We start from the raw sequence: 23448 nt of genomic DNA on the forward strand, positions 1-23448 counted from the left end.
GCGTGCGTATCGCGCTGATCCACGCCCTGCGGCATTCGCCGCCGCCGATCGAGGCCGCCTTCGCGGAGGCCTGGCCGGAGGCGCGGCTGATGAACCTGCTGGATGACAGCCTCTCGGCCGATCTGGCGCGGGACGGCGCGCTGACGCCGGCAATGACGGAGCGGTTCCTGACGCTCGGCCGCTATGCGCGCGGCACCGGGGCGGATGGGGTGCTGTTCTCCTGCTCCGCCTTCGGACCCTGCATCGAGGCTGTGGCGGCGGAACTCGCGCCGATCCCGGTGCTGAAGCCGAATGCGGCGGCGATCGAGGAAGCGGTGGCGATCGGCCCGCGCATCGGCCTGCTGGCGACCTTCCCCGGCACGCTCGCCTCCATGCCGCCGGAATTTCCGCCCGGCGTACAGGTGGTGCCCTGCCTGGCGGAGGGCGCGCTGGCGGCGCTGGATGCCGGCGATGTGGAGGCGCATGACCGGCTGGCGGCGGAGGCGGCGCGGCGGTTGGTGGACTGCGACGTGATCCTGCTCGGCCAGTTCAGCCTGGCGCGGGCGGCCCGGGCGGTTGCCGCCACCACGAACTTGCCCGTGGTGACGACGCCGGGGAGCGCGGTGCGGCAGCTGAGGGCGCTGCTGGGCGCATGACCACGGTCGCGTCCGCGTCGGGCGCCGCGATCTCCGGCAGGTCGCGCGCGCCGGCGTAGCGTTGCAGCGCCTCGATCCGCTTCTCGATCGGCGGATGGGTGGCGAACCAGGCGGGGCCGAGGCTGTTCGCGCCGTCATGCAGCAACAGGGCGCGGACCTGGCTGGGCATGCCCTCCATCGCCTCCTGCCCCGCCAGCTTGCGCAGCGCGCCGGCCATGGCGTCCGGGTCCGCCGTCATCTCCACCGCACCGGCATCGGCCAAATATTCGCGGTTGCGCGAAAGCGCCATGCGCAGCGCGATGGACAGCACCCAGGCCAGCGCCGCGATGGCCAGCGCCAGCAGCACGAGCAGCATGGCGCCACCCCTGCCCTTGCCGTTGCCGCTTCCGCTGCTACCGGTGCCACCCGGCAGGCGGCGGATCCGGCCGAGGCGCAGGCCGCGCCACATCACCTCCCCCACCATCGAGATCACGCCGGCGAACACCGCCGCCACCACGCCGAGCCGGGCATCGCCGTTGCGGATATGGGTCAGTTCATGCGCCAGCACGGCGCGCAGTTCACGCGGCGCCAGCGCGTTCATCAGCCCACGCGTCACCGTCACCGCGCCCTTGTCGCGCGTCAGGCCGGAGGCGAAGGCGTTGCGCGCCTCGGTCTCGATCACCGCCAGGCGGGGCATCCGCATGCCGCGGCTGATCGCCAGTTCCTCCGTCATCGCCCAGAGCGCCGGTTCCTGGTCCCGCGTCACCGGCCGGGCGCCGGAGATCACGTCCAGGATCCATTGGTTGGAGAACCAGGCAATGGCGAACCAGATGCCGGAGATCAGCAGCGCCACCGGGATGGCGGCCGGCAGCAGGCCTACCGAATCCCGCAGCCCCTGGCCGAAATCATCGGTGCCTGCCGCCGCGAACAGCAGCGCGACGGACCAGGTGATCAGCGCCAGCAGCACCGGGAAGCCGGCCAGCAGCAGCAGCGACCGCAGGCCGGTATTCCAGATATGCGTGCGCAGGCCATGGGTCGGCAGCATCGCGCCGGCCCCGGTTCAGAACTTCACCTGCGGCGCATTCTTCGTCGCCGCCCGCTCGGCCTCATCCAGCTCGAAGAAGCCCTTGGGGCCGAAGCCGAGGGAGCCGGCGAAGAACACCGCCGGGATCGACTGGATCGAGGCGTTGTATTCCGCGACGCTGTTGTTGAAGAAGCGCCGGGCCGCGGCCAGCGTGTTCTCCACATTGGACAGCTCGCTCTGCAGCGACAGGAAGTTGGTGTTGGCCTTCAGGTCCGGATAGGCCTCGGACAGCGCGAACAGCCGGCTGAGCGCGGCACCGAGCTGGCCTTCGGCGGCGGAGGCCTGTTCCGGGCCCTGCGCGCGCACGGCGGAATTGCGCGCGGCGATCACCGCCTCCAGCGTGCCGCTCTCATGCGCGGCGTAGCCCTTCACCGTCTCGACCAGGTTGGGGATCAGGTCGTGCCGCTGCTTGAGCTGCACCTCGATATCCGCCCAGGCCTGCGCCACGGATTGCCGCAGCGAGACCAGGCGGTTGTAGATGACGACCAGCCACAGCAGCAGCAGGACGACGAGACCGAGCAGCACCCATTCCACGGGCAGTATCCCCCAATGCCGGCGCGGATGTTACGCGGCCGATGCGCGCTCCGATAGGATGGCGTCGGCGCGGCGGAACGCATCCGCCATGCGGGCCGCCGGCATGGCGCCGCTGAACAGCAGGTGCCGGTCCATCAGGAAGGAGGGCACGCCGGAAATGCCGCCCTGGCGTGCCGCCAGGTCCTCCGCCAGCACCTCGGCCTTGAGATCCTCGCCCGCCAGCATGGCGGCGACGGCATCCGGCGGCAGCCCGGCGGCGCCGGCCAGCTCCACCAGCGTCGGTACGTCGCCGACGTCGCGGCCTTCGTGGAAGTAGCCGCGGAACAGCGCCTCCAGCACCTCGTTCTGCAGGCCCGCGGCGGCGGCCATGCGGATGACGCGGTGGGCCGCCACGGAATTCGGCGTGCGCTGCATCAGGTCGTGCCGGAACTCCACCCCGGCGGCGCGGCCGGCCTCGGCCACATTGGCGTCCAGCTCCCGCCCACGGGCCTCGGAGCCGAATTTCTGCGCCCGGTAGACCGCCCGCACCACGCCTTCCTGCGGCATGTCCGGGTTGAGCTGGTAGGGGCGCCAGCGGACGTTGAAGCGCAGCCCTTCCGCCGCCAGCTCGGCCAGCGCGGCATCCAGGTTGTGCTTGCCGATCCAGCACCAGGGGCAGACCACGTCGGACAGCACATCGAGGGTACGCATCGTCGTCATGGCCGGGCTCCTCCCGCGGGTTGGATCGATCTGTCGCCCATCCTGGGGTCCGGGCGCAACCTCCGGATGCGGCCGATTTACCATGGGTTAGGTGATTGAGGCGCATTCTGGACGCTTCGAGGACCCAGCAATGCAAGTCTCCGCCACCTCCAGCGCGGCCGGGGCGCGGCACCTCGCCACGCTGCTCGCCAGCCTGACCACCGGGCAGATCGGCATGCTGCAGCCGGAGATCTTGGGCCGGGTGCCGCCGGTGGCGTTGGCGGGGCTTGCAACCGGCCAGGTGGCGGCGCTGTCCACCAGCCAGGTCGCGGCGCTGAAGCCGGCGCAGATCGCCGGGCTGGGCAGCACGCAACTCGCCGCGCTCGACAGCACCCAGGCGGCGGCGCTGACCAGTACGGCGCTGGCTGGGCTGACCGGTGCGCAGGCGGCTTCGCTTTCCGCCACCGTCTTCGGCGCGCTGGCCACCTCGCAGATCGCCGCCCTGCCGCCGGCCGCCATCGCCGGGCTGTCCACGGAAAGGCTGGCCGCGCTCGGCGCCACCCAGGCGGCAGCGCTGGACCGCAAGCAATTGCTGGCGCTGAAGCCGGCCCAGGCGACGGCGCTGGCGACCACGGCGATCGCGGCGATGGGCACCAGCCAGATGGCGGCCTTGCCCACCTCGGCCATCGCGGCGCTTGGCACGGCGCAGCTTGCGGCGCTGGCGACGACCCAGGTGGCGGCGCTGAGCCGGTCCCAGGTCGCGGCCTTCGGCGTGGCGCAGATCAGCGCGCTGGCGCCGGCGCAACTGGCCGTGCTCGGCCCGCAGCAGCTTGCAGGATTCACCGGGGCGGAGGTGGCGGCGCTGTCCACCACGGCACTCGCCGGCCTGTCCACGGACCAGATCGGCGGTCTCGGCGCGGCGCAGGTGAAGGCGATTGCGCCGGACCGGCTGGCGGCGCTGAGCGAAAGCCAGGTCGCCGCGATCTCGGCCTCCGCCATGGCGGTGCTGACGCTCGGGCAGGTGCAGGCGCTGGCAACCACCCAGGCGGGCGCCCTGACCACGACGCAGATCCGCGCGCTGGGCAGCGTCCAGGCCCGGGCGTTGACGACGATGCAGATGGCGGCGCTGTCCACCACCCAGCTTGCGGCTCTGACCCCGGCGGCGCTGGCCGGGGTGGAGGGGGCGGATTTCGATGCGCTGTCCACCGGCCAGATCGCCGCCTTCGGCACCGCGCAGATCGCGGCGCTGAAACCGGCGCAGGTCGCGGCGATGGGCACCACGACGCTGGCGGCGCTGGACACGGCGCAATTCGCCGCACTGTCGCGCAGTGCCATCGGCGGGCTGACCACGGCACAGCTCGGCAGCCTGGGCACCACGCGGCTCGCCGCGCTGACCACGACTCAGATCGGCGGGCTGGGCAGCGCGCAGGCGGCGGCGCTGGACCTTTCGGCGCTGGGGACCACGCAGATCGCGGCGCTGGCGCGCACCGCGGTGCCGGGGCTGGCCGGCACGGCGCTGGCGGCGCTTGCCTCCACCGCGCTGGCCGCGCTCGGCACGGCGCAGCTTGCCAATCTCGGCTCCGCCCAGGTGGCGGCGTTGGGCAGCGCGCAGGTGGCGGGGCTGGCCGGAACCCAGGTGGCGGCGCTGTCGAAGGCCGCGTTGGCCGGGCTGGCGACGACGCAGCTTGCGGCGCTGGCCACCAGCCAGGTTTCCGCCATGGGCAGCGCGCAGCTGGGTGGCCTGGGCAGCAGCCAGCTGGCCGGGCTGGCGGCGACGCAGCTGGCCGCTTTGTCCAGCAGCCAGGTCGCCGGGCTCGATGCGGCGGCGCTGTCCGGGCTGGTCGGCGCGCCGCTGCAGGCGCTGGATGTGGCGGGGCTGGGCAGGCTGCAATTGATGGGCTTCGGCAGCGCGCAGCTTTCGGCGCTGGCCCCCTCGCAGATCCAGGCGCTGTCGAGCACGCAGCTTGGCGGGCTGGATCGCTACCAGGTGCAGGCGCTGCCGGATGGCATGATGGCGCTGCTCGGCACCGCGCAGATCGGCGCGCTGACCGCCGGCGGCATGCTGGGGCTGGAGGCGGCGGACCTCGCCGCGCTGTCCACCGACCAGGCGGCGGCGCTGAAGCGCACCCAGGTGGCGGCGCTCGCCAGCACCCAGGTCGGGTTGCTGGGTGCCACCCAGCTCGCGGCGCTGACGACCACGGGGCTGGCCGGGCTGGGTTCGGCGCAGGCGGCGGCGCTGGGCAGTACGGCGCTGGCCGGGCTGGGCAGCGCGCAATGGGCGGTGCTCGGCACCGCCGCGCTTGGCGGCCTCGCCGCCACGGCGCTGGAGGGGATCGGCAGCGCCGGGCTGGGCGCGCTGGGCGCGACGCAGATCGCCGCCCTCGGCACGGCGCAGTTGATGGCGGCGACCAGCAGCCAGCTTGCGGCGCTGGACACGACCCAGCTCGCCGGGCTGGGCGCCACCCAGATCGGCCCGCTGGACGGCAGCCAGCTGGCCGCGCTGGCGACCGGGCAGGTCGCGGCCCTGGCGCCCGCCGCGCTGGGCGCCCTCGGCACCGCGGCCGCCGGGCAATTGGCGGCGACGCAGATCGCGGCACTCGGCACGGCGCAGATGGCAGGGCTTGCCGCCACCGCGATCGGCGCGCTGGGAACGACGCAGTTGGCGGCGCTGGCGACCAGCCAGATGGCGGCGCTCGGCACGGCGCAGCTGGGCGCGCTCGGCAGCAGCCAGGTGGCGACGCTGGCAACGACGCAGCTCGCCGCGATCACCGCCCCCGGCATCGCCGGCCTGGCGGTCGCGGGGCTGGACGGGACGCAATGGGGCGCGCTGGCGACCGGCCAGCTTGCCGCGCTCGGCTCGGTGCAGGTCGCGGCCGTGTCCTCCGCACAGGTGGCGGCGCTGGCGAGCACGCAGTTGCAGGCGCTGTCGGCTGGCGGCATGGCGGGGCTGGCGCCGCAGGGGCTCGCTACGGCGCAGATCGCGCTGTTCGACACGGCCCAGCTGGCGGCACTCGGCAGCGGTCAGGTGGCGGCGCTGGCGGCGACCCAGGTGGCCGCCCTGGCCTCCACCCAATTCGCCGCCCTGTCGGCCACGGCGCTGGCCGGGCTGGACCTGGCGCTCGCCCTGGACCGGCTGCCGGCGCTGACGGCAATTCAGGCCGGCGGGCTGGGCGCGAGCCAGGTCGCGGCGCTGTCGACCACGGCGCTGGCCGGGCTGGCCGATACGCAGCTTGCCGGCCTGTCCGCCACCGGCATCGGCGGCCTCGGCACCACGCAGCTGGAGGCGCTGGGCACGCGGCTCGGCGGGCTGGGATCGGCGCAGATGGCGGGGCTGGGATCGATGCAGGTCGCCAGCCTGTCCACCACCACCATCGCGGCGCTATCCGCCAGCCAGATCGGCGGCCTGTCCTTCGGCGGCACCAGTGGGCTTGCCACCAGCCAGATCGCGGCGCTCGGCACGGCGCAGGTGGCGGCGCTGCGCGGCCAGCAATTCCTGGCGCTGGGCACCGCGCAGGTGGCGGCGCTGTCCCTCACCCAGCTTGCCGCGCTGGGCGGCACCCAGGTGCAGGCGATGTCCCCCGCCCAGCTCGGCGCGTTGGACAGCGCCCAGGTTCAGGCTCTGGGCGCCACCGCCATCGCCGCGCTCGATGCCGAGCAGGTGGCGGCGCTGGCGCCGGCGGATGTGGCGGCGATCGAGCCGGGAGACTTCCTCGGCATGGCGACGGCCGCCGTGCAGGCGCTGGATGCCGGGCAGATCGCGGCGGTCACCACGGACCAGCTTGCCGCCATGCGCGCCCGGCAGATCGAGGCCTTCAGCCGGACACAGCTCTATCAGATGACGCCGGCGCAGCTGACCGCGCTGTACGGCTGATCAGACCGCGTTCTGCGCATCGCCAGGCGAAGCGGCCTGAGGGGCGAAGCTTCGAGCCCAGGCCTGCAACCGTTCCGGCACCTGGGCGAGCACCTCCGCCCCCGCATTGGCGAAGGCGAGCCGCAGGTGGCGCTGCTGGCCGGGACCGAAGAAGGGGCCGGGCAAGGTCATCAGCCCCTGTTCGGCGGCCAGGGATTCGGCGGCTGCCTCGGCATCCGGCGCGCCTTCCGGCAGGCGGAGATAGGCGAAATAGGTGCCGATGGCGTCCAGCCGCCAGCCGGGCAACTGCCCGACCCCGGCGCGGAACAGCCGGGCACGTTCCGCCATCAGGGCGCGGTTGCCGGCGCGCCATTCGGCCAGCGCCGGGATGGCCCAGGTGAGCGCCGTCTGCGCCGGCCGCGCCGGGCAGATCTGCCAGGTATCCAGCGCCTTCGCCAGTTGCGCCCGGAAGCCCGGCCCGGCCGCCACCGCGCCGACCCGGTGGCCCGGCACGCAATAGGCCTTGGAGAAGGAGTACAGATGCACCAGCCCGTCCCGCCAGGCGGCATCCGCGAACAGGGCGTGCGGCGGGGATTGGGCCTCGGTCAGGAAGTCCCGGTAGGTTTCGTCCAGCACCAGCCAGACGCCGCGGGCGCGGCACAGCTCGGCGAAGGCGTGGATAACCTCCGGCGGATAGACCGCGCCGGTCGGGTTGTTCGGCGTGACCAGCACCAGGGCGCGCACCGGGTTGGCATCCATCAGCGCGGCGGCCTCGGCCGGGTCCGGCACGAAGCCGGCCTCCGCACGGGCCGGCAGCGGCACGGCGCGGACCCCGCGCATGGTCAGGGCCATCTGGTGGTTGAAGTACCAGGGGGCAGGCAGCATCACGGCATCGCCGGGCGCGGCCAGCACCGCCATGGTCATGGCGAAGGCCAGGTTGCAGCCGGCGGTGATGGCGATATCCGCCGCCGTGACCCCGGCCCCGTAGAAGCCGGAGATGTCGGCCGCCAGGGCTTCCCGCAGCGGCGCATCGCCGTCGTTCGCGCCATAGCCGGCGCAGGCGACGCTGCCGGCGGCCTCCGCCAGCCTTGCGAGCAATTCGGGTGGCGGCGGGTAGCCGGGCACCGCCTGGGTCAGGTCCAGCGCCGGGCCGGCGCCGCCGGCATAACGGGCCGCCCAGGCGCGGGCGGCCGGGATCGGCGGTTCGGCGGTGGCGCGCAACGGGCCGGAGAGTGGGGCGGAGAGCATCATCCCGCCAAACTGCCGCCAGCCGCTTCCGCCGGCAATGCATCCTCGATCAGCGGCCGGCCGGTAACCTGCCGCCAATGGTGCCAGAACAGCCGCGCCGCCAGGCCGCGCCAGGGCTGCCAGGCGCGGGCGATTTCCGCCAGTTGCTTCGGCGTCGGCCGCGCCGGCAGCCGCTTCAGATGCGCGACGGCGGCGGCCAGCGCGATGTCGCCGCTCGGGAAGATATCCGGCCGGTCATGTGCGAACAGCAGGTGCACCTCCGCCGTCCAGCGGCCGAGGCCGCGAATGGTGCAGAGATGCGCCACGGCTGCCTCATCCGCCATGCCGTCCAGTGCATCCAGCCGCAGCGAGCCATCCAGGCAGGCGGCGGCGAGCGCCCGGGCATGCGCGGCCTTGGGGCGCGACAGGCCGCCGATGCCGCAGAGCACATCATCATGAAGGCCGACCAGCACCGCAGGGTCCAGCGCGCCCGGAATGGCAGATAGCCGGCGCCAGATCGCGCCCGCCGCCTGGTTCGAGATCTGCTGGCCGCAGATGGTCCGCAGCAGGCCGGGCAGGCCCGCCGGGCGGCTGCGCCAGGGCAAGGGGCCAGCGGCTGCCTCGATGGCGGCGAGGTCCGGATCGGCCTGGACCAGCGCCGCCATCGCCTCCCGCACCCAGGGGGGCGGGTCCGGGAAGAAGGGCGGCGGGGACGCAGGAGAGAGGGTCATCCCCGCCGCCAGTACAGCACGCCACCCCGGGGCGGGAGGGGGGATTCCCGCGGCCAGGAGCCGGGCCGAGTCCGGGATGGCGCCTGTGCTTCGCTACATGCGGCCGGCGGGTTACGGCGAAAGGCCGAAAAGCATGATGAAGTGCAACGCTCCGTAACCGGCACCCCCAGGGTCACATGCCGCAACATCCGCCGGGCTTTCCCGCTAGGGGCCGGCGCGCGGCGCGCTATGTTACAGCCATGGACGCAACAGCCCCGCATATCCTGGTGGTCGATGATGACCGCGAAATCCGCGAACTGCTCGGCAAGTTCCTGGAGAAGCAGTCCTTCCGCGTGACCGCCGCGCGCGATGCGCGGGAGGCAAGGAAGCTCTGGCCGCTCGGCCGCTACCACCTGGTGGTGCTCGACCTGATGATGCCGGGCGAATCCGGCCTGGACCTGGCGCGCTGGCTGCGCACCCAGTCCGAGGTGCCGATCGTGATGCTGACGGCGATGGGGGAGGAGACGGACCGCATCGTCGGGCTGGAACTCGGTGCCGACGACTATGTGGCGAAGCCCTTCAACCCACGCGAATTGCTCGCCCGCATCCGCGCCGTGCTGCGCCGCGCGACGGCGGATAGCAGCACCGGTCCCTCCCAGGAACCGCCCGCCCGCGTGCTGCGCTTCGCCGGCTGGGTGCTGGAGCCGACGCGCCGCCGCCTGCTGAACCCGCAGGGCGCGGAGGTGCCGCTGACCGGCGGCGAGTATGAATTGCTGATGGTGCTGGTGGAGCGGCCGAACCGCGTGCTGACGCGGGACATGCTGATGGATTTGCTGCGCGGCCGCCAGGCCGGGCCGTTCGATCGCGCCATCGATGTCGCCGTGTCCCGCCTGCGCCGCAAGCTGGAGGATGACGGCCGCAACCCGCAGGTCATCAAGACCGTGCGCGGCGGCGGCTATGTGCTGTCCGCCACCGTCGAGCGCGGCTGATGCGCCGCCTGCCCGGGCTGCGCTGGCTATGCTGGCTATGGCCGCGCAGCCTGGCCGGGCGCACCGCGCTGGTGCTGCTGGTCGGCCTGGTGGTGGTGCAGGCGGCGGGGCTGACCATTCATGCGCTGGACCGCGTCGATCTGCAGCGCTTCCAGCACGCCCGCGAAATCTCCCAGCGTTCCTTCGGCGCCTGGCGCAGCCTGCTGCAATTGCCGCCGGAGCGGCGCCGGGCGCTGGTCGAGGACCTGGACATGCCGCCGGGCCTGCGCGCCACGGTGGACGATGTGGCGCTGGCCCAGCCCGGCTTCCCGCCGCCGCCGCCCAGCCTGGTCCGCCTGCTGCGGCTGGACGCGCTGCGTCATGCCCCTGCCCGCTTCCGCCCGCGGGAGGTGCTGATCGCTACCCATGGCCACCCCGGGCGGCTGATGGTCAGCCTGCGCTTTCCCGACCAGGGCTGGCTGAACCTGCGGCTGGAGATGCCGCCGCCGCGGCCCTGGCATTCCTTCACCTTCCTCGTCGCCTTCGTGGTGATGACGCTGGCCGCGCTGGCGCTGACGCTGTGGACGGTACGGCGGCTGATCCGGCCGGTGACGGCGCTGGCCCAGGCGGCGGACCGGCTCGGCCGCGACGTCAACGCACCGCCCCTGCCGGAGACCGGCCCTATCGAGGTCGCCACCGCCGCGCGCGCCTTCAACACCATGGCCGAGCGCATCCGCCGCTTCGTCGGCGACCGCACCCAGATGCTCGCCTCGATCGGGCATGACCTGAAGACGCCGATCACCCGGCTGAAGCTGCGCGCCGAATTCCTGGATGATGACGAGCAGCGGCGGAAGATGCTGGCCGATCTGGACGAGATGGAGGCGATGATCGCCGCCACCCTCGCCTTCGCCCGCGACGATTCGCGGCGCGAGCCATCGGTTGCCGTCGATCTCGCCGCGCTGTGCCGGACGGTGACGGATGAGGCGGCTGATGCCAGCCCGGATTTCGCGGAGCTGATCACCTATATCGGCCCGGAACACCTGACGGCAGTGGCGCGGCCCGGCTCGCTGAAGCGGGCGCTGGCCAATCTGGTGGGCAATGCGGTGGCCTATGGCGGCTCCGCCACCCTGCGGCTGCAGCCGCCGCAGGCCGGGGTGGTGAGGATCGCGGTGGAGGATGACGGCCCCGGCGTACCGGAGAGCGAGCTGGAAAACGTGTTCCAGCCCTTCCATCGGCTGGAGGCGAGCCGCAACCGGGAAACCGGCGGCACCGGCCTCGGCCTGCCGATCGCCCGCAACATATTCCGCGCCCATGGCGGCGACGTGGTGCTGCGGAACCGGGCGGGCGGCGGGCTTTCGGCGCTGGCCACGCTGCCGGTCTAATCGGCCGGAGGCGTCAGGGGCCGAACAGGGCCAGTGCAACCTCCCCGGCGGCCAGGCTGGCGGTCAGCCCGAACAGCGACCAGCGCATCGCCTCCCGCCACGCCGGTTCCCGCGCGGCCGGCCGATCGAGGGTTTGCCGCAGCCCGCGCGGGCGCGGCGGGATGCGAAGTTCGGCCGGGATATCGGCCTGGGTGGAATATCCGAGGGCGATGGTGCTCATGGGCTGAGAGGAACATAAGAGGAACATGAACGCAAGCCGAATCATTGCGTCCTGCCGCATCACGCCACTGCGCCACCCACCTGCGTATCGTGGCCCTTGTGAAATTCCCGGCGCACCGTGAACATGGCCGGAGGGAAGGAGCGCCGCATGTCCGTATCCGATGGAGCGCCGCCGGGCCGTCGCCTCCTGATCCTCCGGGTCACGACGCTCTGCGTGGCGACGCTGCCATGGGCGGCCGGGGCGCAGGGCGCCAAATCCGGTGGCGGAGGCGTGCCGGACACCAAGCGCAATGGCGGCGCCCCCTCCCCCAGCGGACAGACCGACAGCGATCCCGGCGACCCGCCTGGCCGCGGCCGCGGTGGCAGCCGCCCGCCGGCCGGGGTGACCGACCAGGATCCGGGCGACCCGCCCGGAAACGGTCGCGGTGGCCGGGGGCCCGGCGGCGCGACGGATAGCGACCCAAGCGACCCGCCCGGTCGTGGCCGCGGCGGCAGTCGCCCGCCGGCCGGGGTGACGGACCAGGATCCGGGCGACCCGCCTGGAAACGGTCGTGGTGGCCGCGGACCCGGCGGCGCGACGGACAGTGATCCGGCCGATCCGCCCGGCCGCGGCCGCGGCGGCAACAGGGCGCCGCTGGGCCCGAGCGACAGCGACCCTACGGACCCGCCAGGCCGTGGCCGCGGCGGTAGCCGGCCGCCGCGCAAGGGCGCGGATGGGCCGACGGATAGCGACCCCTCCGACCCGCCCGGCCGCGGCCGCGGCAATGCGCCGGAGACGAAGCGGATCTAGCTGGCCGCGGCAAAGGACATCCTGTTCAGGGGGAAGCGACTTCCCCCGAACGGCCGCAGCCTGCCAGGCGGCGAAGCCGGCTAGAAAACGCGCATCCGGTCGTCCTGGTCGCTGTCCCGGCGGGTCAGCGCATCCCGCGCCAGCCCTGTGGCCGAAGCCGCGCGGGGCAGCGGCGGCAATGCCGCCAGCCGCGCCAGCGCCGCCTCCGTCCCACCCGGCCCGGCCAATCCGGCAAGCCGGGTGCCGGCCGTGGCGCGGTCGCCCTGGCGCAGCGCAGCGGAAGCGCCGTAAAGCGCGTTCACCGCGACCTGCGGCGAGGCATCCTGCCGGAAGCCCAGCGCGGCACGCGTTTCGGCCCGTGCCCGGCGAAGTTCCGTCGAAACCAGCGGGTTCATGTCCCGCCAGGCGCCGCCGAAGCCCAGTTCCACGGTGAGATATTCGAGTTGCGCCAAGGCCTCCGCCGCCGCGGCCGGGTCGCCCGCCAGGCTGGCCGGCGTGGCGAAGGCATAGGAGGAAGCCAGGATGGCGCCCCGCGTGGGGTCACCTGCGCCGCGCCCCTCGGCGCTCGGTGGCAGGAACACCGATTCGGGCGGGGGCATCGGCGCGCACCCCGCCGCGAGCAGCAGGCCGGTGGCAAGGGCGGCGTGGACAAGGCGCATGGGGGCCTCTCCTGGCAAAAGGACGCTGACAGCAGAATGGTGCGCCCCGCCGGCCCCGCCAAGTCACGCCTCGGCGCGTCCTACCCCCGCGCCACGCTGGCGCCCTTCAACCCCGCGCCAGGCTGGCGCCCTCAACCACGCGCCAGGCTGGCGCCCTTCAACCACGCACCAGCCTGGCGCCCTCAACCACGCGCCAGGCTGGCGCCCTTCAGCCACGCGCCAGGCTGGCGCCCTTCAGCCACGCGCCAGGCTGGCGCGATGCCGCTTGGCCAGTGCGACATAGCTGGGCGCGGTCCGGTCGAACTTGCCGCGTTCCTCGGCGGACATCACCCGCACCAGCTTGGCCGGGCTGCCCATCCATAGCTCGTTCGGGCCGATCACCTTGCCGGGCGGCAGCATGCCGCCGGCGCCGAGCATGCCGCCCTCCTCGATCACCGCGCGGTCGAGCACCGTGGCGCCCATGCCGACGAAGGCGCGGTTCTTCAGTGTGCAGGCATGCACGATGCAGGCATGGCCGATGGTCACGTCATCGCCGATGATCAGCGGCTCCGCCCCCGCATTCAGGTGCAGCACGCTGCCATCCTGGATGTTGGTGCGGGCACCGATCCGCATGATGTTCGTGTCGCCGCGCAGCACGCAGTGGTACCAGACGCTGCTGTCCTCGCCGATCTCGACATCGCCGATGACGATGGCGGTCGGCGCCACCCAGGCCTCCGGATGAATCTTGGGGGTCTTGTCCTCGAAGGGGATCACGGGACCGGTCATACGTTCTTCTCTCCCTAGGCGGCCAGCGGCAGGGCGGCGGTGACGTCCACGCCCAGCATCAGGCCGATATTCTGCACAGCGGCACCGGAGGCACCCTTGCCCAGATTGTCCAGCTTGGCCACCAGCACCGCCTGGCCCTGGGTGGCATTCCCGAAGACGCGCAGCTCCAGGAAATTGCTGCCGTTCAGCTCCTCCGGCGCCAGCCGCGCCTTCGGATCCGCCGTCTCCACCCGCACCCAGCCGCTGCCGGCATAGGCGCTCCGCAGGCAGGCTTCGAGATCGGCCGGACTCGGCTTGCCGTTCAGCAGGTCGAGATGCAGCGGCACGGAAACCAGCATGCCCTGCGCGAAATCGCCGACGGACGGCACGAAGATCGGCCGCCGGGACAGCGCGGAATAGAGCTGCATCTCCGGCACGTGCTTGTGCTCGAGGTTGAGCCCGTACAGGAAGAAGGGCGCGGCGGTGCGGTTCGGCTCGAACTCCGCGATCATCTGCTTGCCGCCACCGGAATAGCCGGAGACGGCATTGACGGTGATGGGGTAGTCCGCGGGCAGCAGGCCCGCCTCGACCAGCGGACGGATCAGCGCGATGCCGCCGGTCGGGTAGCAGCCGGGGTTGGAGACGCGCATGGCGCCGGCGACCGCCGCGGCCTGCACCGCATTCAGCTCGGGGAAGCCATAGACCCAGTCGGGGTCCACCCGATGCGCGGTGGAGGCATCGATCAGCTTCGGCGCATCGGCACCGAGGCCGGCCGCCATGGCGGCGCTTTCCTTGGCCGCGGCATCCGGCAGGCAGAGCACCACCAGATCCACCTCCGCCATCAGGGCGCGCTTGGCTTCCGGGTCCTTGCGCCGGTCGTCGGGGATGGAGCGCAGCGCGATGCCCGGAAAATGCGCCAGCCGGTCGCGGATCTGCAGCCCGGTGGTGCCGGCTTCGCCATCGATGAAGACGCTGGGGGTAGGTCCCTTGGCCATGGTCGTGTTCCCTCGGATCGCACGCATGCCGCCCTCCGGCGGCCGAAAAAGCAAGAGGGGCAGGCCCTTGCGGACCTGCCCCCCTGTATATCCAGCCATGCGGCCGGGCGTGACGCCCGTCCGCGAGGCGTCAGCGCTTGGAGAACTGGAAGGATCGGCGGGCCTTGGCCTTACCGTACTTCTTGCGCTCGACCACGCGGCTGTCGCGCGTCAGGAAGCCGGCCTTCTTCAGGATGCCGCGCAGGCCCGGCTCGTAATAGGTCAGCGCGCGGGTGATGCCGTGGCGCAGCGCGCCGGCCTGGCCGGACAGGCCACCACCGACCACCGTCGCGAAGACGTCGAACTGCTGGTCGCGATCGGCGACCAGGAAGGGCTGGCCGATCACCATGCGCAGGACGGGACGCGCGAAATAGGTGGTGGAGGGCTTGCCGTTGACCACGATGTTGCCCTTGCCGGGCTTCACCCAGACGCGGGCGATCGCGTTCTTCCGGCGGCCGGTGGCGTAGGAACGGCCCTGCGCGTCACGCTTCGGCGCGACGACGACGGCGCCTTCGGCAGCGGGGCCACCGGCGGCCGCAACCAGGTCCTTCAGTTCGGCCAGGGATCCACCGGTGCGCGGGGCATCGGTGCGGGGCGCGTCGGCCTGGGGTGCTTCGGTCTCGCTCATGGTCAGGCAGCCTTACCAGCGGCGGCCTTCGCAGGGGCGCCGAAGACGTTCTTGCGGTTCATGGCGCCGACATCCAGCGCAGCCGGGGTATTGCCGGCATGCGGGTGTTCCGGCCCGGAATAGACATGCAGGTTGCGCATCTGGGCGCGGCCGAGCGGGCCACGCGTGATCATGCGCTCCACCGCCTTCTCCAGCACCCGCTCGGGGTGCGGGCTGGCCAGGCGCTCGGCCAGGGTGCGGCCCTTGATGCCGCCGGCGTAGCCGGTGTGCCAGTAGAACACGGACTGTTCCGCCTTCTGGCCCGTCACGCGCACCTTCTTCGCGTTGATCACGACGACATGGTCGCCGCAATCCACATGCGGGGTGAAGGTGGGCTTGTGCTTGCCGCGCAGGCGGTTGGCGATGACGCTGGCGAGGCGGCCGAGCACGAGGCCCTCCGCGTCGATCAGCACCCAGTTCTTGGTGACCTCCGCCGGCTTGATGGAGGTGGTTTGCCGAGTAAGCATCTGCTTCGTAATTCCGAGTATCGGTCTGGCGCGCTGTATCGGGGGACAGGCCCGGAAAGTCAAGCGAAACCGGGCTTTTCGGCTGACGGTATCAGGATACCGTCAGCCACGCAGAACCGCAACACCCGTCAAGCCAGCCCGTGGCACGCAGCGCGACCGCAACCCAGGAGAACCCGCATGTTCAGCCACGCCACCCTCGGCACCAACGACTTCCCCCGCGCGCTGGCCTTCTATGACGCACTGCTCGCCCCGCTCGGCCTTGGCCGCTTCCACACCGATGAAGCCCAGGGCCAAGCCGGCTATGCCGCCAACCCCGAGGCGAGCCCGCAATTCTGGCTGATGCGCCCGATCGATGGCCGCCCGGCCAGCCCCGGCAACGGCACCACCCTGGCCTTCGAGGCGCCGGACCGCGCCACCGTCCGCGCCGTCCATGCCGCCGGCCTGGCGCAGGGCGCCACGGAGGAGGGTAGCCCTGGGCTGCGGCCGCATTATCATGCCGACTATTACGGGGCGTATCTGCGCGACCCGGATGGCAACAAGCTCTGCTGCGTCTGTCACCGCCCGGAAGACCGCCCGGAATAAGGTGGGCGGCGCCGGAGCATGGGGAGACAGCAAGATGACCGGCAAGACAGACGCGCCGAAGCCGCATGGCCTGGGCAGGAATGCCTCCAACTACGGGGACCGCGACTTCGCCCTGTACCTCCGGCGCAGCTTCGCCAAATCCATGGGCTACAGCCAGGCGATGCTGGACAAGCCGGTGGTCGGCATCGCCGATACCGGGTCCGACTACAACAACTGCCACCGCACCGCGCCGGAGCTGATCGAGGCGGTGAAGCGCGGCGTGCTGGCCGCCGGCGGCCTGCCGCTGGCCTTCCCGACCATCAGCATCTGCGAACCGTCCCTGTCCCCCTGCTCCATGCACTACCGCAACCTGATGGCGCTCGACACCGAGGCGATGCTGGCGAACCAGCCGATGGACGCCGCGGTGCTGGTCGGCGGCTGCGACAAGACGGTGCCGGCGCAGCTGATGGCCGCGATCTCGTCCGGCACGCCCAGCGTCATGCTGGTGGTCGGGCCGATGCTGGCGCAGTCCTTCGCCGGGGAACGCCTCTCGGCCTGCACCGATTGCCGTCGCTACTGGGCGCGCTACCGCGCTGGCGAAGTCTCGGGCGAGCGGATCAAGACGCTGGAGGGCAAGCTGGCCACCACCGCCGGCACCTGCGGCGTGATGGGCACCGCCAGCACCATGGCCTGCATCGCCAGCACGCTCGGCTTCATGCCGCTGGATGCCGCCTCCGCCCCCGCCGTGCATGCCGACCGGCTGCGCATGGCGGAGGAAGCCGGCGCGCAGGCGGTGCGGCTGATCAACAAGCCCGTCACGCCGCTGTCGCTGATGACCCAGGGCAACCTGGACAACGCCGTGCGCGTGCTGCTGTCGATCGGCGGGTCCACCAATGCCGTGGTGCACCTGGCCGCCATCGCCGGCCGCGCCGGGCTGAAGCTGGACCTGAAGCGCCTGGACGAGCTCAGCGAGACCACCCCGGTGCTGGTCGACCTGAAGCCGACCGGCGAGGGCTACATGGAGGATTTCCACGCCGCCGGCGGCATGCAGGCGCTGCTGTGGGAGATCCGCGACCTGCTGGACCTCGATACGCTGGACCTGGATGGCGTGACCCTGCGCGACCGGATCGGCGATGGCAGCCACTTCGTCGACCGCAAGATCATCCGGGCCAGGGAAAAGCCGGTGAGCCCGGTCGGCGGGCTGGTGACGCTGTATGGCTCCCTCGCCCCGGATGGCGCCATCCTCAAGCGCAGCGCCGCCACCGAATCCCTGTTCGAGACCGAGGCGCGCTGCCTGGTGTTCGACGGGCTGGAGGATCTGGCCAACCGGGTCGACGACCCGGAGCTGGACGTGCTGGCCACCGATATCCTGGTGCTGAAGAATGCCGGCCCGCGCAGCCCCGCCGGCATGCCGGAAGCCGGCTACCTGCCGATCCCGAAGAAGCTCGCCCGCCAGGGGGTGAAGGACATGGTGCGGATCAGCGATTGCCGCATGTCCGGCACCGCCTTCGGCACCATCGTGCTGCATGTGGCGCCGGAAGCCTCGGTTGGCGGGCCGCTGGCGCTGGCAGAGACCGGCGACCGCATCCGGCTTTCCGTCAAGGACCGCCGGATCGAGCTGCTGGTGGCGGAGGATGAGATGGCACGGCGCCGCGCCCTGTGGTCCCCCGCCCCTGCCCCGGCCCGCGGCTGGGACCGGCTTGTTCACGAACAGGTGACCCAGGCACCCCAGGGCGCCGACCTGGCGTTCATGCTGCCACCGGGACGCTAGCCGCCGCCGCCCCGGGGCCTGTGCGCTGGCGGCCGGAGGGTGCCGCCACGCTTGCTATCATCGGGGCTTCCGGCCGAACCGGGGCGGCGCTGTGCCGCGCCCTGCTGGAGGCGGGGCGGCCGTTCCGCCCCCTCGTCCGCAACCTGGCGCGCTGGCGGGCGCTCAATCTGCCGGCCGCCGCCCGGCCGGCGGACCTGACCCAGTATGACGGGCTGGCGCAGGCACTGGAGGGCGCCAGCATCATCGTGTCCTGCGCCCATGCCCGATATACGCGCTGCCTGTTGACCGCCGCGCCGCCCTGGGCGCGCCTCGTGCTGCTCGGCTCCACCCGCCGCTTCTCACGCTGGGCGGATGAGCATGGGGATGGGGTGCGCTTCGGCGAGGAAACCCTGCTGCTCTCCGGCCGTCCCGGGGTGATGCTGCACCCGACCATGATCTATGGCGCACAGGGCGAGGACAACGTCCAGCGCCTGGCCGCGCTGCTGGAATGGCTGCCGGCGGCGCCGGTGCCCGATGGCGGCCGCGCCCTGGTGCAGCCGATCCATCAGGACGACCTGACCCGCTGCATCCTCGCCGCCATCGACCAGGTCTGGACGGGGCCGGAGGCGCTGGTGGTGGCGGGGCCGCGGCCGGTGGCCTACCGGGATTTCCTGACCGCCGTTGCCCGCGCCGCCGGGCTGCGCCCGCCGCCCGTGGTTTCCCTGCCCGGCCCGCTGCTGCGGGCGATGGCCCCGCTCAGCTGCCTGCTGCCCGGCCTGCCGCGCATCCGCATGGCCGAGCTGCGCCGGCTGTCGGAGGACAAGGCCTTCGACGTGCGGCCGATGCGGGAACGCCTCGGCGTGGTGGGCGTGCCGCTTGAATACGGCCTGGCGCGCTGCTTCGGCACGCCCCTTGCCGTGGGCCGGAACCGGACGCAAACAGGGCGGGTCCAGGCGGAGCTGCACCATGCCCATCATCAATCGTATCGCTGAATTCCACCCCGAGATGACGGAATGGCGGCACGACCTCCACCAGCATCCGGAACTCGGCTTCCATGAAACCCGCACCAGCGGCGTGGTCGCCGCCAAGCTGCGTGAATTCGGCTGCGACGAGGTCATCACCGGCATCGCCACGACCGGCGTTGTCGGCGTCATCCACGGCCAGGGCGGCCCGAACGGCCGCGCCATCGGCTTCCGCGCCGACATGGACGCGCTGCCGATCGAGGAAGCCACCGGCAAGCCCTGGTCGTCGCGGACCCCTGGCATCATGCATGCCTGCGGTCATGACGGGCACACCACCATGCTGCTCGGTGCCGCGCGCTACCTGGCGGAAACGCGCAACTTTGCCGGCACCGTCTACCTGGTGTTCCAGCCGGCGGAGGAGAATCTGGCGGGCGGCGAGGTGATGGTGAAGGAAGGGCTGTTCGAACGCTTCCCGATGGACCGCATCTTCGGCCTGCACAACTGGCCCGGCGCGCCGGCCGGCGTGTTCCTCCATGCGCCCGGCCCGGTCATGGCCGCCGTCGCCAATCTGGAAGCCACCATCACCGGCCGCGGCGCGCATGGCGCCATGCCGCATAACGGCATCGACCCGATCCTCATCGCCTCCCACATCGTGACGGCGCTGCAATCCGTGGTGGCGCGCAACGTGAACCCGCTGGAAGCCGGCGTCATCACCATCGCGCATATCAAGGGCGGCTTCACCTTCAACGTCATCCCGGAAAGCGTGCAGATGCAGGGCACCGCGCGCTGGTTCCTGCCGGAAGTGGGCGACCTGCTGGAGGCGAACTACCTGCGCATCGTCAACGGCGTCGCCGCCAGCTTCGGCGCCACGGCCGAGGCCAGCTTCACCCGCGCCTACCCGGCCACGGTGAACGAGGCGGAGAGCACCGTCATCGCCGCCAAGGCCGCCGCGACCGTGGTGGGCGAGGCGCGTTCCCGCCCGCTGCCGCAGCCGACCATGGGGGGCGAGGATTTCAGCTTCATGCTGAACGAGAAGCCCGGCGCCTACCTGTTCCTGGGCGGCGGCAAGGGCGAGGGCGATGCCATGGTCCACCACCCGAAATACGACTTCAACGACGAGATCCTGCCGGTCGGCGCAAGCTGGTTCGCCACCTTGGCGGAGCAGGTGATGCCCCGCCGGTAGGGCCCGGGGCGGCAGGCCTTCTGGTCGGCGGGCTTCAGGGCGCGACGGCGCGCGCCCGCAGCCCATCGATCAGGCCGAGCAGCCGGCGCGTCTCGAAGGGCTTGCGGAGCACCGCGTCGAAGCCGGCGGCGCGGCAGCACTCCTCCACCTGCTCGGCCGGGTCCGCGGTCAGCGCGATCAGCGGCAGGCGGGATTGGTCGCCGGGCAGCGCCCGCACCGCGCGGGCCACGCCCAGCCCGCCGAGGCTCGGCATATGCAGGTCCAGCACCGCCAGGTCGAAGCTGGCCCGGTGCAGCGCGGCCAGGGCGGCGGGGCCGTCCGAGGCGGCGGTCACGGCATGGCCGGCGCGTTCCAGCACGGTGGTCAGCAACAGGCGGCTTGCCGCCACATCCTCCGCCACCAGGATCCGCAGCGGCGTCCCGGCGCGGGTCAGCCCTGGCGAGGCGCCAGGACGGAACGGCACCCAGAATACGAAGCGCCTGCCCTGGCCCCCGGGGAACTGGCTCCCTGAGGCTTGGACCCCGGAGGATTGGCCCGCCGAAGCTTGCCCGCCAGAAGCTTGCCCGCCAGAAGCCTGGGCGGCCAAAGCCTTGCCCGACCCGCTCTCGGCGCCGATCGCGCCACCCATCGCCTCCACCAGCCGGCGGCAGATCGCCAGGCCGAGCCCGCTGCCGCGGCCCGCCAGCAAGGCGGAGGCCGGTGCCACGCCTTCCGGCCCGGTGTCCCGCGCCGGATCGAACAGGCGCGGCATGTCGGCCTCGGCAATGGCCGGCGCCTCATCGGCCACCGTGATCTCCACCCGCTCCGGCCGCGGCGTCAGCCGGGCGGAAAGCACCACCTGCCCCGAGGGGGCGGCGCGGATGGCATTGTCAAGCAGCTTGGTCGTCACCTCCCGCAGCCGCATCGGATCGCCGCGGATCCAGCGTGGCAGGCCGGGGTCGATCGCCAGGCGCAGCACCAGGTCCTTATCCGCCGCGGCGGGCCGCATCAGCGCGATGCATTCCTCCAGCAGCGGCGCGATCTCGATGTCCGTGTCCTCAAGCTCGATGCCGCCATCCTCGAGACGCGCGAAATCCAGCACGTCGCCCACCAGGGCGAGCAGCGCCTGCCCTGCCTGGCGCTGCCGTTCGACCAGCAGCCGGGCGGGTGCCGGCAGTTCGGCCTGTTCCAGCCGCTCGCAATAGTCGAGCAGGCCGCTCAGCGGCGCCCGCAATTCCTGGCTGACCGCCAGCATCATCTCGCTGCGCCGGCGGTCCTGTTCGGCGGCGCGGGCCAGGGCTTCCTGCTGGCGCCGCTGGTGCTGCGCCTCCTGCCCATGGTCGCGCAGGGCCATGCGGGCGGCGACGCCGAGGCTGGCCACGAAGGCGGCGGCACCGAAGGCGGCCAGCAGCCACCACGCGGCGGCCCGCGTCAGGCTGCTGGGCGGGGCGGCCACGACCAGCGACCAGCGGCTGGCGCCGACCGGCTGCGCCAGGGCGAAGACGCCATTCACCTCCACCGGAGCGGGAGAATGTCCGAAGGCCGGGCGCAGCGCCTCCGGCTCCGCACGGCCGGTGGCGGCGCGGGCGACCAGCCGGCCATCGCCGTCCAGCAGCAGGGCGGACCAGTCGGGCGGCAGGCCGGCGCGGTCCAGCATTTGTGCGAAGGTCGTCGCCTCCTGCGTCGCGACCAGGGCAAAGCGCACGGCGCCATCCACCCGCACCGGGACGCGGAAGGAAATGCGCCCCTGCATCAGCCCGCCCGGCGCCGATTGGCCGGTACGCAGCACGCTGCCGACGGCGGCCAGATCCTCGACCGGCGGCAGCGCGGCGCCTTCGGGGTAGCGCAGGTTCAGCAGCTGCTTCTCGCCATCGGTCAGGGCGATGGTGAACCAATGCGGCTCCCGCGCCAGCAGGCGCTGTGCCTCCTGCCGGAAGCCGGCGAGGTCGCCGGATTTCAGGTGCTGCGAGCCAGCCAGCGCATCCAGCGCGCGCAGCCCGGCGCGCATTTCGGAATCCAGCCCGGCGACGAGGGTTGTGGCGGTCCGCTGCAGGTCATCCTGCCGGTCCGCCCTGCGTTCCGCCTGCACGCTGATCAGCAGCAGCAGGCCGAACAGCGCCAGCGGCAGCAGCGCGAGGAACGGGGACAGCAGGCTCAGCCGGCGCCAGGCACGGCCCGAACGCTGATCCGTGGCGCGAGGCGGATCGGGGAACGCTGCGAAAGGGTACACGTGCGCGCGGCCGCCTTCGGGTACGGGTGCAGGGCGAGACAAGGCCGGAGGCAGTGCCGACCTTACATCGATCTAACCATTCCGAAGCGCAATGTCACCCATGGTACCGCGCGCTGGCTGCAGCGCGGCACCCGACCGCAACCGGGCTACGCCTGACTGGAAATGGGGCTATTGCGGCTGGATGCGGGCAGCGGCAACCAGCGCCCTGTTGCGGGCGATCTCCGCGGCAATCACCTCGGCGAAGCGGCTGGCGCTCTCGGCCAGCGCCGTGAGGCCAAGATCCGCCATGCGCGCGGCCACCGCCGGTTCCGCCGCCGCCTGGTTCACCGCCGCATTGGCGCGGGTGACGAAGGCCGCATCCAGCCCCTGCGGGCCCCATACGCCGGTCCAGCCCTCATAGACCATGTCGGCGAAGCCGGCCTCGACCAGCGTCGGCACATCCGGCAGCACGCGCTGGCGGGCGGCGGAGGTGACGCAATAGGCGCGCAGCCTGCCGTCCCGCACCAGCGGGATCGCCGGCCCGAGCGGCGCGAAGAACAGGCTGACAGCGCCGGAAACCAGGTCGTTCATCGCCGGGCCGGTGCCGCGATAGGACACGAAGGTGCTCTCGACCCCCAGCTTCTGCCACAGCGCCGCGGTGGCGAGCTGCCCGACGGAGCCGAGCGAGGATCCGGCGAAGGAGAATTGCTCCGGCGTCGCACGCAGCCCGGCCAGCAGCGCCGCCATGTCCCGCGGCGCCAGCCCGGTGCCGCCGACCAGCACATAGGGGATGGAGACGGTGCGGGCGACGGGGGTGAAATCCGCCTGCAGGTCGAAGGGCACGTTGCGCTGCACGAAGGGCAGCACCGTCAGCACCTCGTTCGAATAGAGCAGCGTGGTGCCATCCGGCGCGCTGCGCGCCACCAGTTCCGCGCCCACCACGCCATTGGCGCCGGAGCGGTTCTCGATCACCCAGGCGCTGCCCAACGCTTCCGCCGCGCGCGGCGCGATCAGCCGGGCGGTGAGATCCGTGGTGCCGCCGGGGGGATAGGGCACGACCAGCCGTGCGTTGCGGCCGCCCTGGGCGAAGCTTGCCCGGCTGAGCAGCGGTGCGGCCAGCGCACCGAGACCCAGGGCAAGCGAGGCACGGCGCGTCAATCCCGCAGCGTCAACCATC

The 23448-nt window shown here is 72.4% G+C and carries 22 protein-coding genes; 9 read left to right on the top strand and 13 right to left on the bottom strand.

Annotation, left to right across the window (positions count from 1 at the left end; genetic code table 11):
* The first annotated feature begins 2 nt into the window (after positions 1-2).
* The gene (locus HB662_RS16380; RefSeq protein ID WP_168050911.1) at positions 3-635 is read left to right on the top strand and encodes an aspartate/glutamate racemase family protein; all 633 of its coding nucleotides are present in this window, start codon (positions 3-5) and stop codon (positions 633-635) included.
* Here HB662_RS16380 and HB662_RS16385 read toward each other — a convergent pair.
* From HB662_RS16385 to HB662_RS16395, 3 genes are read right to left on the bottom strand one after another with little or no spacing between them, the layout of a single operon-like run.
* Positions 529-1659 carry a M48 family metalloprotease gene (locus HB662_RS16385; protein ID WP_168050912.1) on the bottom strand — a complete coding sequence of 377 codons (1131 nt, stop codon included), beginning with the start codon at positions 1657-1659 and terminating at the stop codon, positions 529-531. The two genes, HB662_RS16380 and HB662_RS16385, sit on opposite strands and share 107 nt — an antisense overlap.
* A gap of 15 nt (positions 1660-1674) precedes the next feature.
* A complete protein-coding gene (locus tag HB662_RS16390; protein ID WP_342449523.1) occupies positions 1675-2232 on the bottom strand; it encodes a LemA family protein in 558 nt (185 codons plus the stop codon).
* A gap of 30 nt (positions 2233-2262) precedes the next feature.
* Entirely contained in the window at positions 2263-2931 is a 669-nt protein-coding gene (locus tag HB662_RS16395) for a DsbA family oxidoreductase (protein WP_168050913.1), read from the bottom strand.
* A gap of 130 nt (positions 2932-3061) precedes the next feature.
* On the opposite strand from HB662_RS16395, the gene HB662_RS16400 reads away from it, so the two are divergent.
* On the top strand, positions 3062-6781 hold the full coding sequence (locus HB662_RS16400; RefSeq protein ID WP_168050891.1) for a beta strand repeat-containing protein: 3720 nt from the start codon (positions 3062-3064) through the stop codon (positions 6779-6781).
* Here HB662_RS16400 and HB662_RS16405 read toward each other — a convergent pair whose 3' ends face one another.
* Complete coding sequence (locus HB662_RS16405) at positions 6782-8011, bottom strand: aminotransferase (RefSeq protein ID WP_209443339.1); 1230 nt, start codon at positions 8009-8011, stop codon at positions 6782-6784.
* The gene (locus HB662_RS16410; RefSeq protein WP_168050914.1) at positions 8008-8718 is read right to left on the bottom strand and encodes a DNA-3-methyladenine glycosylase family protein; all 711 of its coding nucleotides are present in this window, start codon (positions 8716-8718) and stop codon (positions 8008-8010) included. The genes HB662_RS16405 and HB662_RS16410 overlap by 4 nt, the downstream gene beginning before the upstream one ends.
* A gap of 239 nt (positions 8719-8957) precedes the next feature.
* On the opposite strand from HB662_RS16410, the gene HB662_RS16415 reads away from it, so the two are divergent.
* Together HB662_RS16415 and HB662_RS16420 are read left to right on the top strand one after the other, a co-directional pair.
* Positions 8958-9686, top strand: coding sequence for a response regulator (locus HB662_RS16415; protein WP_168050915.1), 729 nt, complete (start codon positions 8958-8960; stop codon positions 9684-9686).
* Positions 9686-11047, top strand: coding sequence for an ATP-binding protein (locus HB662_RS16420; RefSeq protein ID WP_168050916.1), 1362 nt, complete (start codon positions 9686-9688; stop codon positions 11045-11047). The genes HB662_RS16415 and HB662_RS16420 overlap by 1 nt, the downstream gene beginning before the upstream one ends.
* A 13-nt stretch (positions 11048-11060) precedes the next feature.
* On the opposite strand, the gene HB662_RS16425 is transcribed toward HB662_RS16420, so the two are convergent.
* Positions 11061-11267, bottom strand: coding sequence for a hypothetical protein (locus HB662_RS16425; RefSeq protein ID WP_168050917.1), 207 nt, complete (start codon positions 11265-11267; stop codon positions 11061-11063).
* 147 nt (positions 11268-11414) lie between these two features.
* On the opposite strand from HB662_RS16425, the gene HB662_RS16430 reads away from it, so the two are divergent.
* The gene (locus HB662_RS16430) at positions 11415-12056 is read left to right on the top strand and encodes a hypothetical protein (protein ID WP_168050918.1); all 642 of its coding nucleotides are present in this window, start codon (positions 11415-11417) and stop codon (positions 12054-12056) included.
* 80 nt (positions 12057-12136) lie between these two features.
* On the opposite strand, the gene HB662_RS16435 is transcribed toward HB662_RS16430, so the two are convergent.
* From HB662_RS16435 to rplM, 5 genes are all read right to left on the bottom strand, one after another.
* Positions 12137-12715, bottom strand: a complete 579-nt coding sequence (locus HB662_RS16435; RefSeq protein ID WP_168050919.1) for a hypothetical protein — start codon at positions 12713-12715, stop codon at positions 12137-12139.
* A gap of 234 nt (positions 12716-12949) precedes the next feature.
* Positions 12950-13480, bottom strand: coding sequence for a gamma carbonic anhydrase family protein (locus HB662_RS16440; protein ID WP_168050920.1), 531 nt, complete (start codon positions 13478-13480; stop codon positions 12950-12952).
* A gap of 14 nt (positions 13481-13494) precedes the next feature.
* The gene (gene argC / locus HB662_RS16445; protein ID WP_168050921.1) at positions 13495-14454 is read right to left on the bottom strand and encodes an N-acetyl-gamma-glutamyl-phosphate reductase; all 960 of its coding nucleotides are present in this window, start codon (positions 14452-14454) and stop codon (positions 13495-13497) included.
* A 130-nt stretch (positions 14455-14584) separates the two neighbouring features.
* Positions 14585-15121, bottom strand: a complete 537-nt coding sequence (gene rpsI, locus HB662_RS16450) for a 30S ribosomal protein S9 (RefSeq protein WP_168050922.1) — start codon at positions 15119-15121, stop codon at positions 14585-14587.
* Positions 15122-15123: 2 nt separating this feature from the next.
* On the bottom strand, positions 15124-15627 hold the full coding sequence (rplM, locus tag HB662_RS16455) for a 50S ribosomal protein L13 (RefSeq protein ID WP_168050923.1): 504 nt from the start codon (positions 15625-15627) through the stop codon (positions 15124-15126).
* Between the two features lie 177 nt (positions 15628-15804).
* Here rplM and HB662_RS16460 point away from each other — a divergent pair, with 177 nt between their 5' ends.
* From HB662_RS16460 to HB662_RS16475, 4 genes are read left to right on the top strand one after another with little or no spacing between them, the layout of a single operon-like run.
* The gene (locus tag HB662_RS16460) at positions 15805-16209 is read left to right on the top strand and encodes a VOC family protein (protein ID WP_168050924.1); all 405 of its coding nucleotides are present in this window, start codon (positions 15805-15807) and stop codon (positions 16207-16209) included.
* Between the two features lie 34 nt (positions 16210-16243).
* Positions 16244-17959 (top strand): dihydroxy-acid dehydratase, encoded by a 1716-nt coding sequence (locus HB662_RS16465; protein ID WP_168050925.1) that lies wholly within the window; start codon positions 16244-16246, stop codon positions 17957-17959.
* A gap of 20 nt (positions 17960-17979) precedes the next feature.
* Positions 17980-18930: an NAD(P)H-binding protein gene (locus HB662_RS16470; RefSeq protein WP_168050926.1), complete on the top strand. Its 951-nt coding sequence runs from the start codon at positions 17980-17982 to the stop codon at positions 18928-18930.
* Positions 18905-20083, top strand: coding sequence for a M20 aminoacylase family protein (locus HB662_RS16475; RefSeq protein WP_168050927.1), 1179 nt, complete (start codon positions 18905-18907; stop codon positions 20081-20083). Before HB662_RS16470 ends, HB662_RS16475 begins: the two co-directional genes overlap by 26 nt.
* Positions 20084-20117: 34 nt before the next feature.
* Here the strand turns inward: HB662_RS16475 and HB662_RS29970 are convergent, their stop codons facing one another.
* A complete protein-coding gene (locus HB662_RS29970) occupies positions 20118-22292 on the bottom strand; it encodes an ATP-binding protein (protein WP_168050928.1) in 2175 nt (724 codons plus the stop codon).
* Positions 22293-22460: 168 nt separating this feature from the next.
* A complete protein-coding gene (locus HB662_RS16485; RefSeq protein WP_168050929.1) occupies positions 22461-23447 on the bottom strand; it encodes a Bug family tripartite tricarboxylate transporter substrate binding protein in 987 nt (328 codons plus the stop codon).
* Between the last annotated feature and the right edge of the window lies 1 nt (position 23448).

The sequence above is a fragment of the Falsiroseomonas frigidaquae genome, assembly GCF_012163145.1.
Taxonomy (GTDB): Bacteria; Pseudomonadota; Alphaproteobacteria; order Acetobacterales; family Acetobacteraceae; genus Falsiroseomonas; species Falsiroseomonas frigidaquae.

Bases quoted from the DNA above. Each gene is read 5' to 3' on its own strand.
- HB662_RS16385 (WP_168050912.1), bottom strand. From the start codon at position 1,659: ATGCTGCCGACCCATGGCCTGCGCACGCATATCTGGAATACCGGCCTG.
- HB662_RS16395 (WP_168050913.1), bottom strand. From the start codon at position 2,931: ATGACGACGATGCGTACCCTCGATGTGCTGTCCGACGTGGTCTGCCCC.
- HB662_RS16400 (WP_168050891.1), top strand. From the start codon at position 3,062: ATGCAAGTCTCCGCCACCTCCAGCGCGGCCGGGGCGCGGCACCTCGCC.
- HB662_RS16405 (WP_209443339.1), bottom strand. From the start codon at position 8,011: ATGATGCTCTCCGCCCCACTCTCCGGCCCGTTGCGCGCCACCGCCGAA.
- HB662_RS16410 (WP_168050914.1), bottom strand. From the start codon at position 8,718: ATGACCCTCTCTCCTGCGTCCCCGCCGCCCTTCTTCCCGGACCCGCCC.
- HB662_RS16415 (WP_168050915.1), top strand. From the start codon at position 8,958: ATGGACGCAACAGCCCCGCATATCCTGGTGGTCGATGATGACCGCGAA.
- HB662_RS16420 (WP_168050916.1), top strand. From the start codon at position 9,686: ATGCGCCGCCTGCCCGGGCTGCGCTGGCTATGCTGGCTATGGCCGCGC.
- HB662_RS16425 (WP_168050917.1), bottom strand. From the start codon at position 11,267: ATGAGCACCATCGCCCTCGGATATTCCACCCAGGCCGATATCCCGGCC.
- HB662_RS16430 (WP_168050918.1), top strand. From the start codon at position 11,415: ATGTCCGTATCCGATGGAGCGCCGCCGGGCCGTCGCCTCCTGATCCTC.
- HB662_RS16435 (WP_168050919.1), bottom strand. From the start codon at position 12,715: ATGCGCCTTGTCCACGCCGCCCTTGCCACCGGCCTGCTGCTCGCGGCG.
- HB662_RS16440 (WP_168050920.1), bottom strand. From the start codon at position 13,480: ATGACCGGTCCCGTGATCCCCTTCGAGGACAAGACCCCCAAGATTCAT.
- argC (WP_168050921.1), bottom strand. From the start codon at position 14,454: ATGGCCAAGGGACCTACCCCCAGCGTCTTCATCGATGGCGAAGCCGGC.
- rpsI (WP_168050922.1), bottom strand. From the start codon at position 15,121: ATGAGCGAGACCGAAGCACCCCAGGCCGACGCGCCCCGCACCGATGCC.
- rplM (WP_168050923.1), bottom strand. From the start codon at position 15,627: ATGCTTACTCGGCAAACCACCTCCATCAAGCCGGCGGAGGTCACCAAG.
- HB662_RS16460 (WP_168050924.1), top strand. From the start codon at position 15,805: ATGTTCAGCCACGCCACCCTCGGCACCAACGACTTCCCCCGCGCGCTG.
- HB662_RS16465 (WP_168050925.1), top strand. From the start codon at position 16,244: ATGACCGGCAAGACAGACGCGCCGAAGCCGCATGGCCTGGGCAGGAAT.
- HB662_RS16475 (WP_168050927.1), top strand. From the start codon at position 18,905: ATGCCCATCATCAATCGTATCGCTGAATTCCACCCCGAGATGACGGAA.
- HB662_RS16485 (WP_168050929.1), bottom strand. From the start codon at position 23,447: ATGGTTGACGCTGCGGGATTGACGCGCCGTGCCTCGCTTGCCCTGGGT.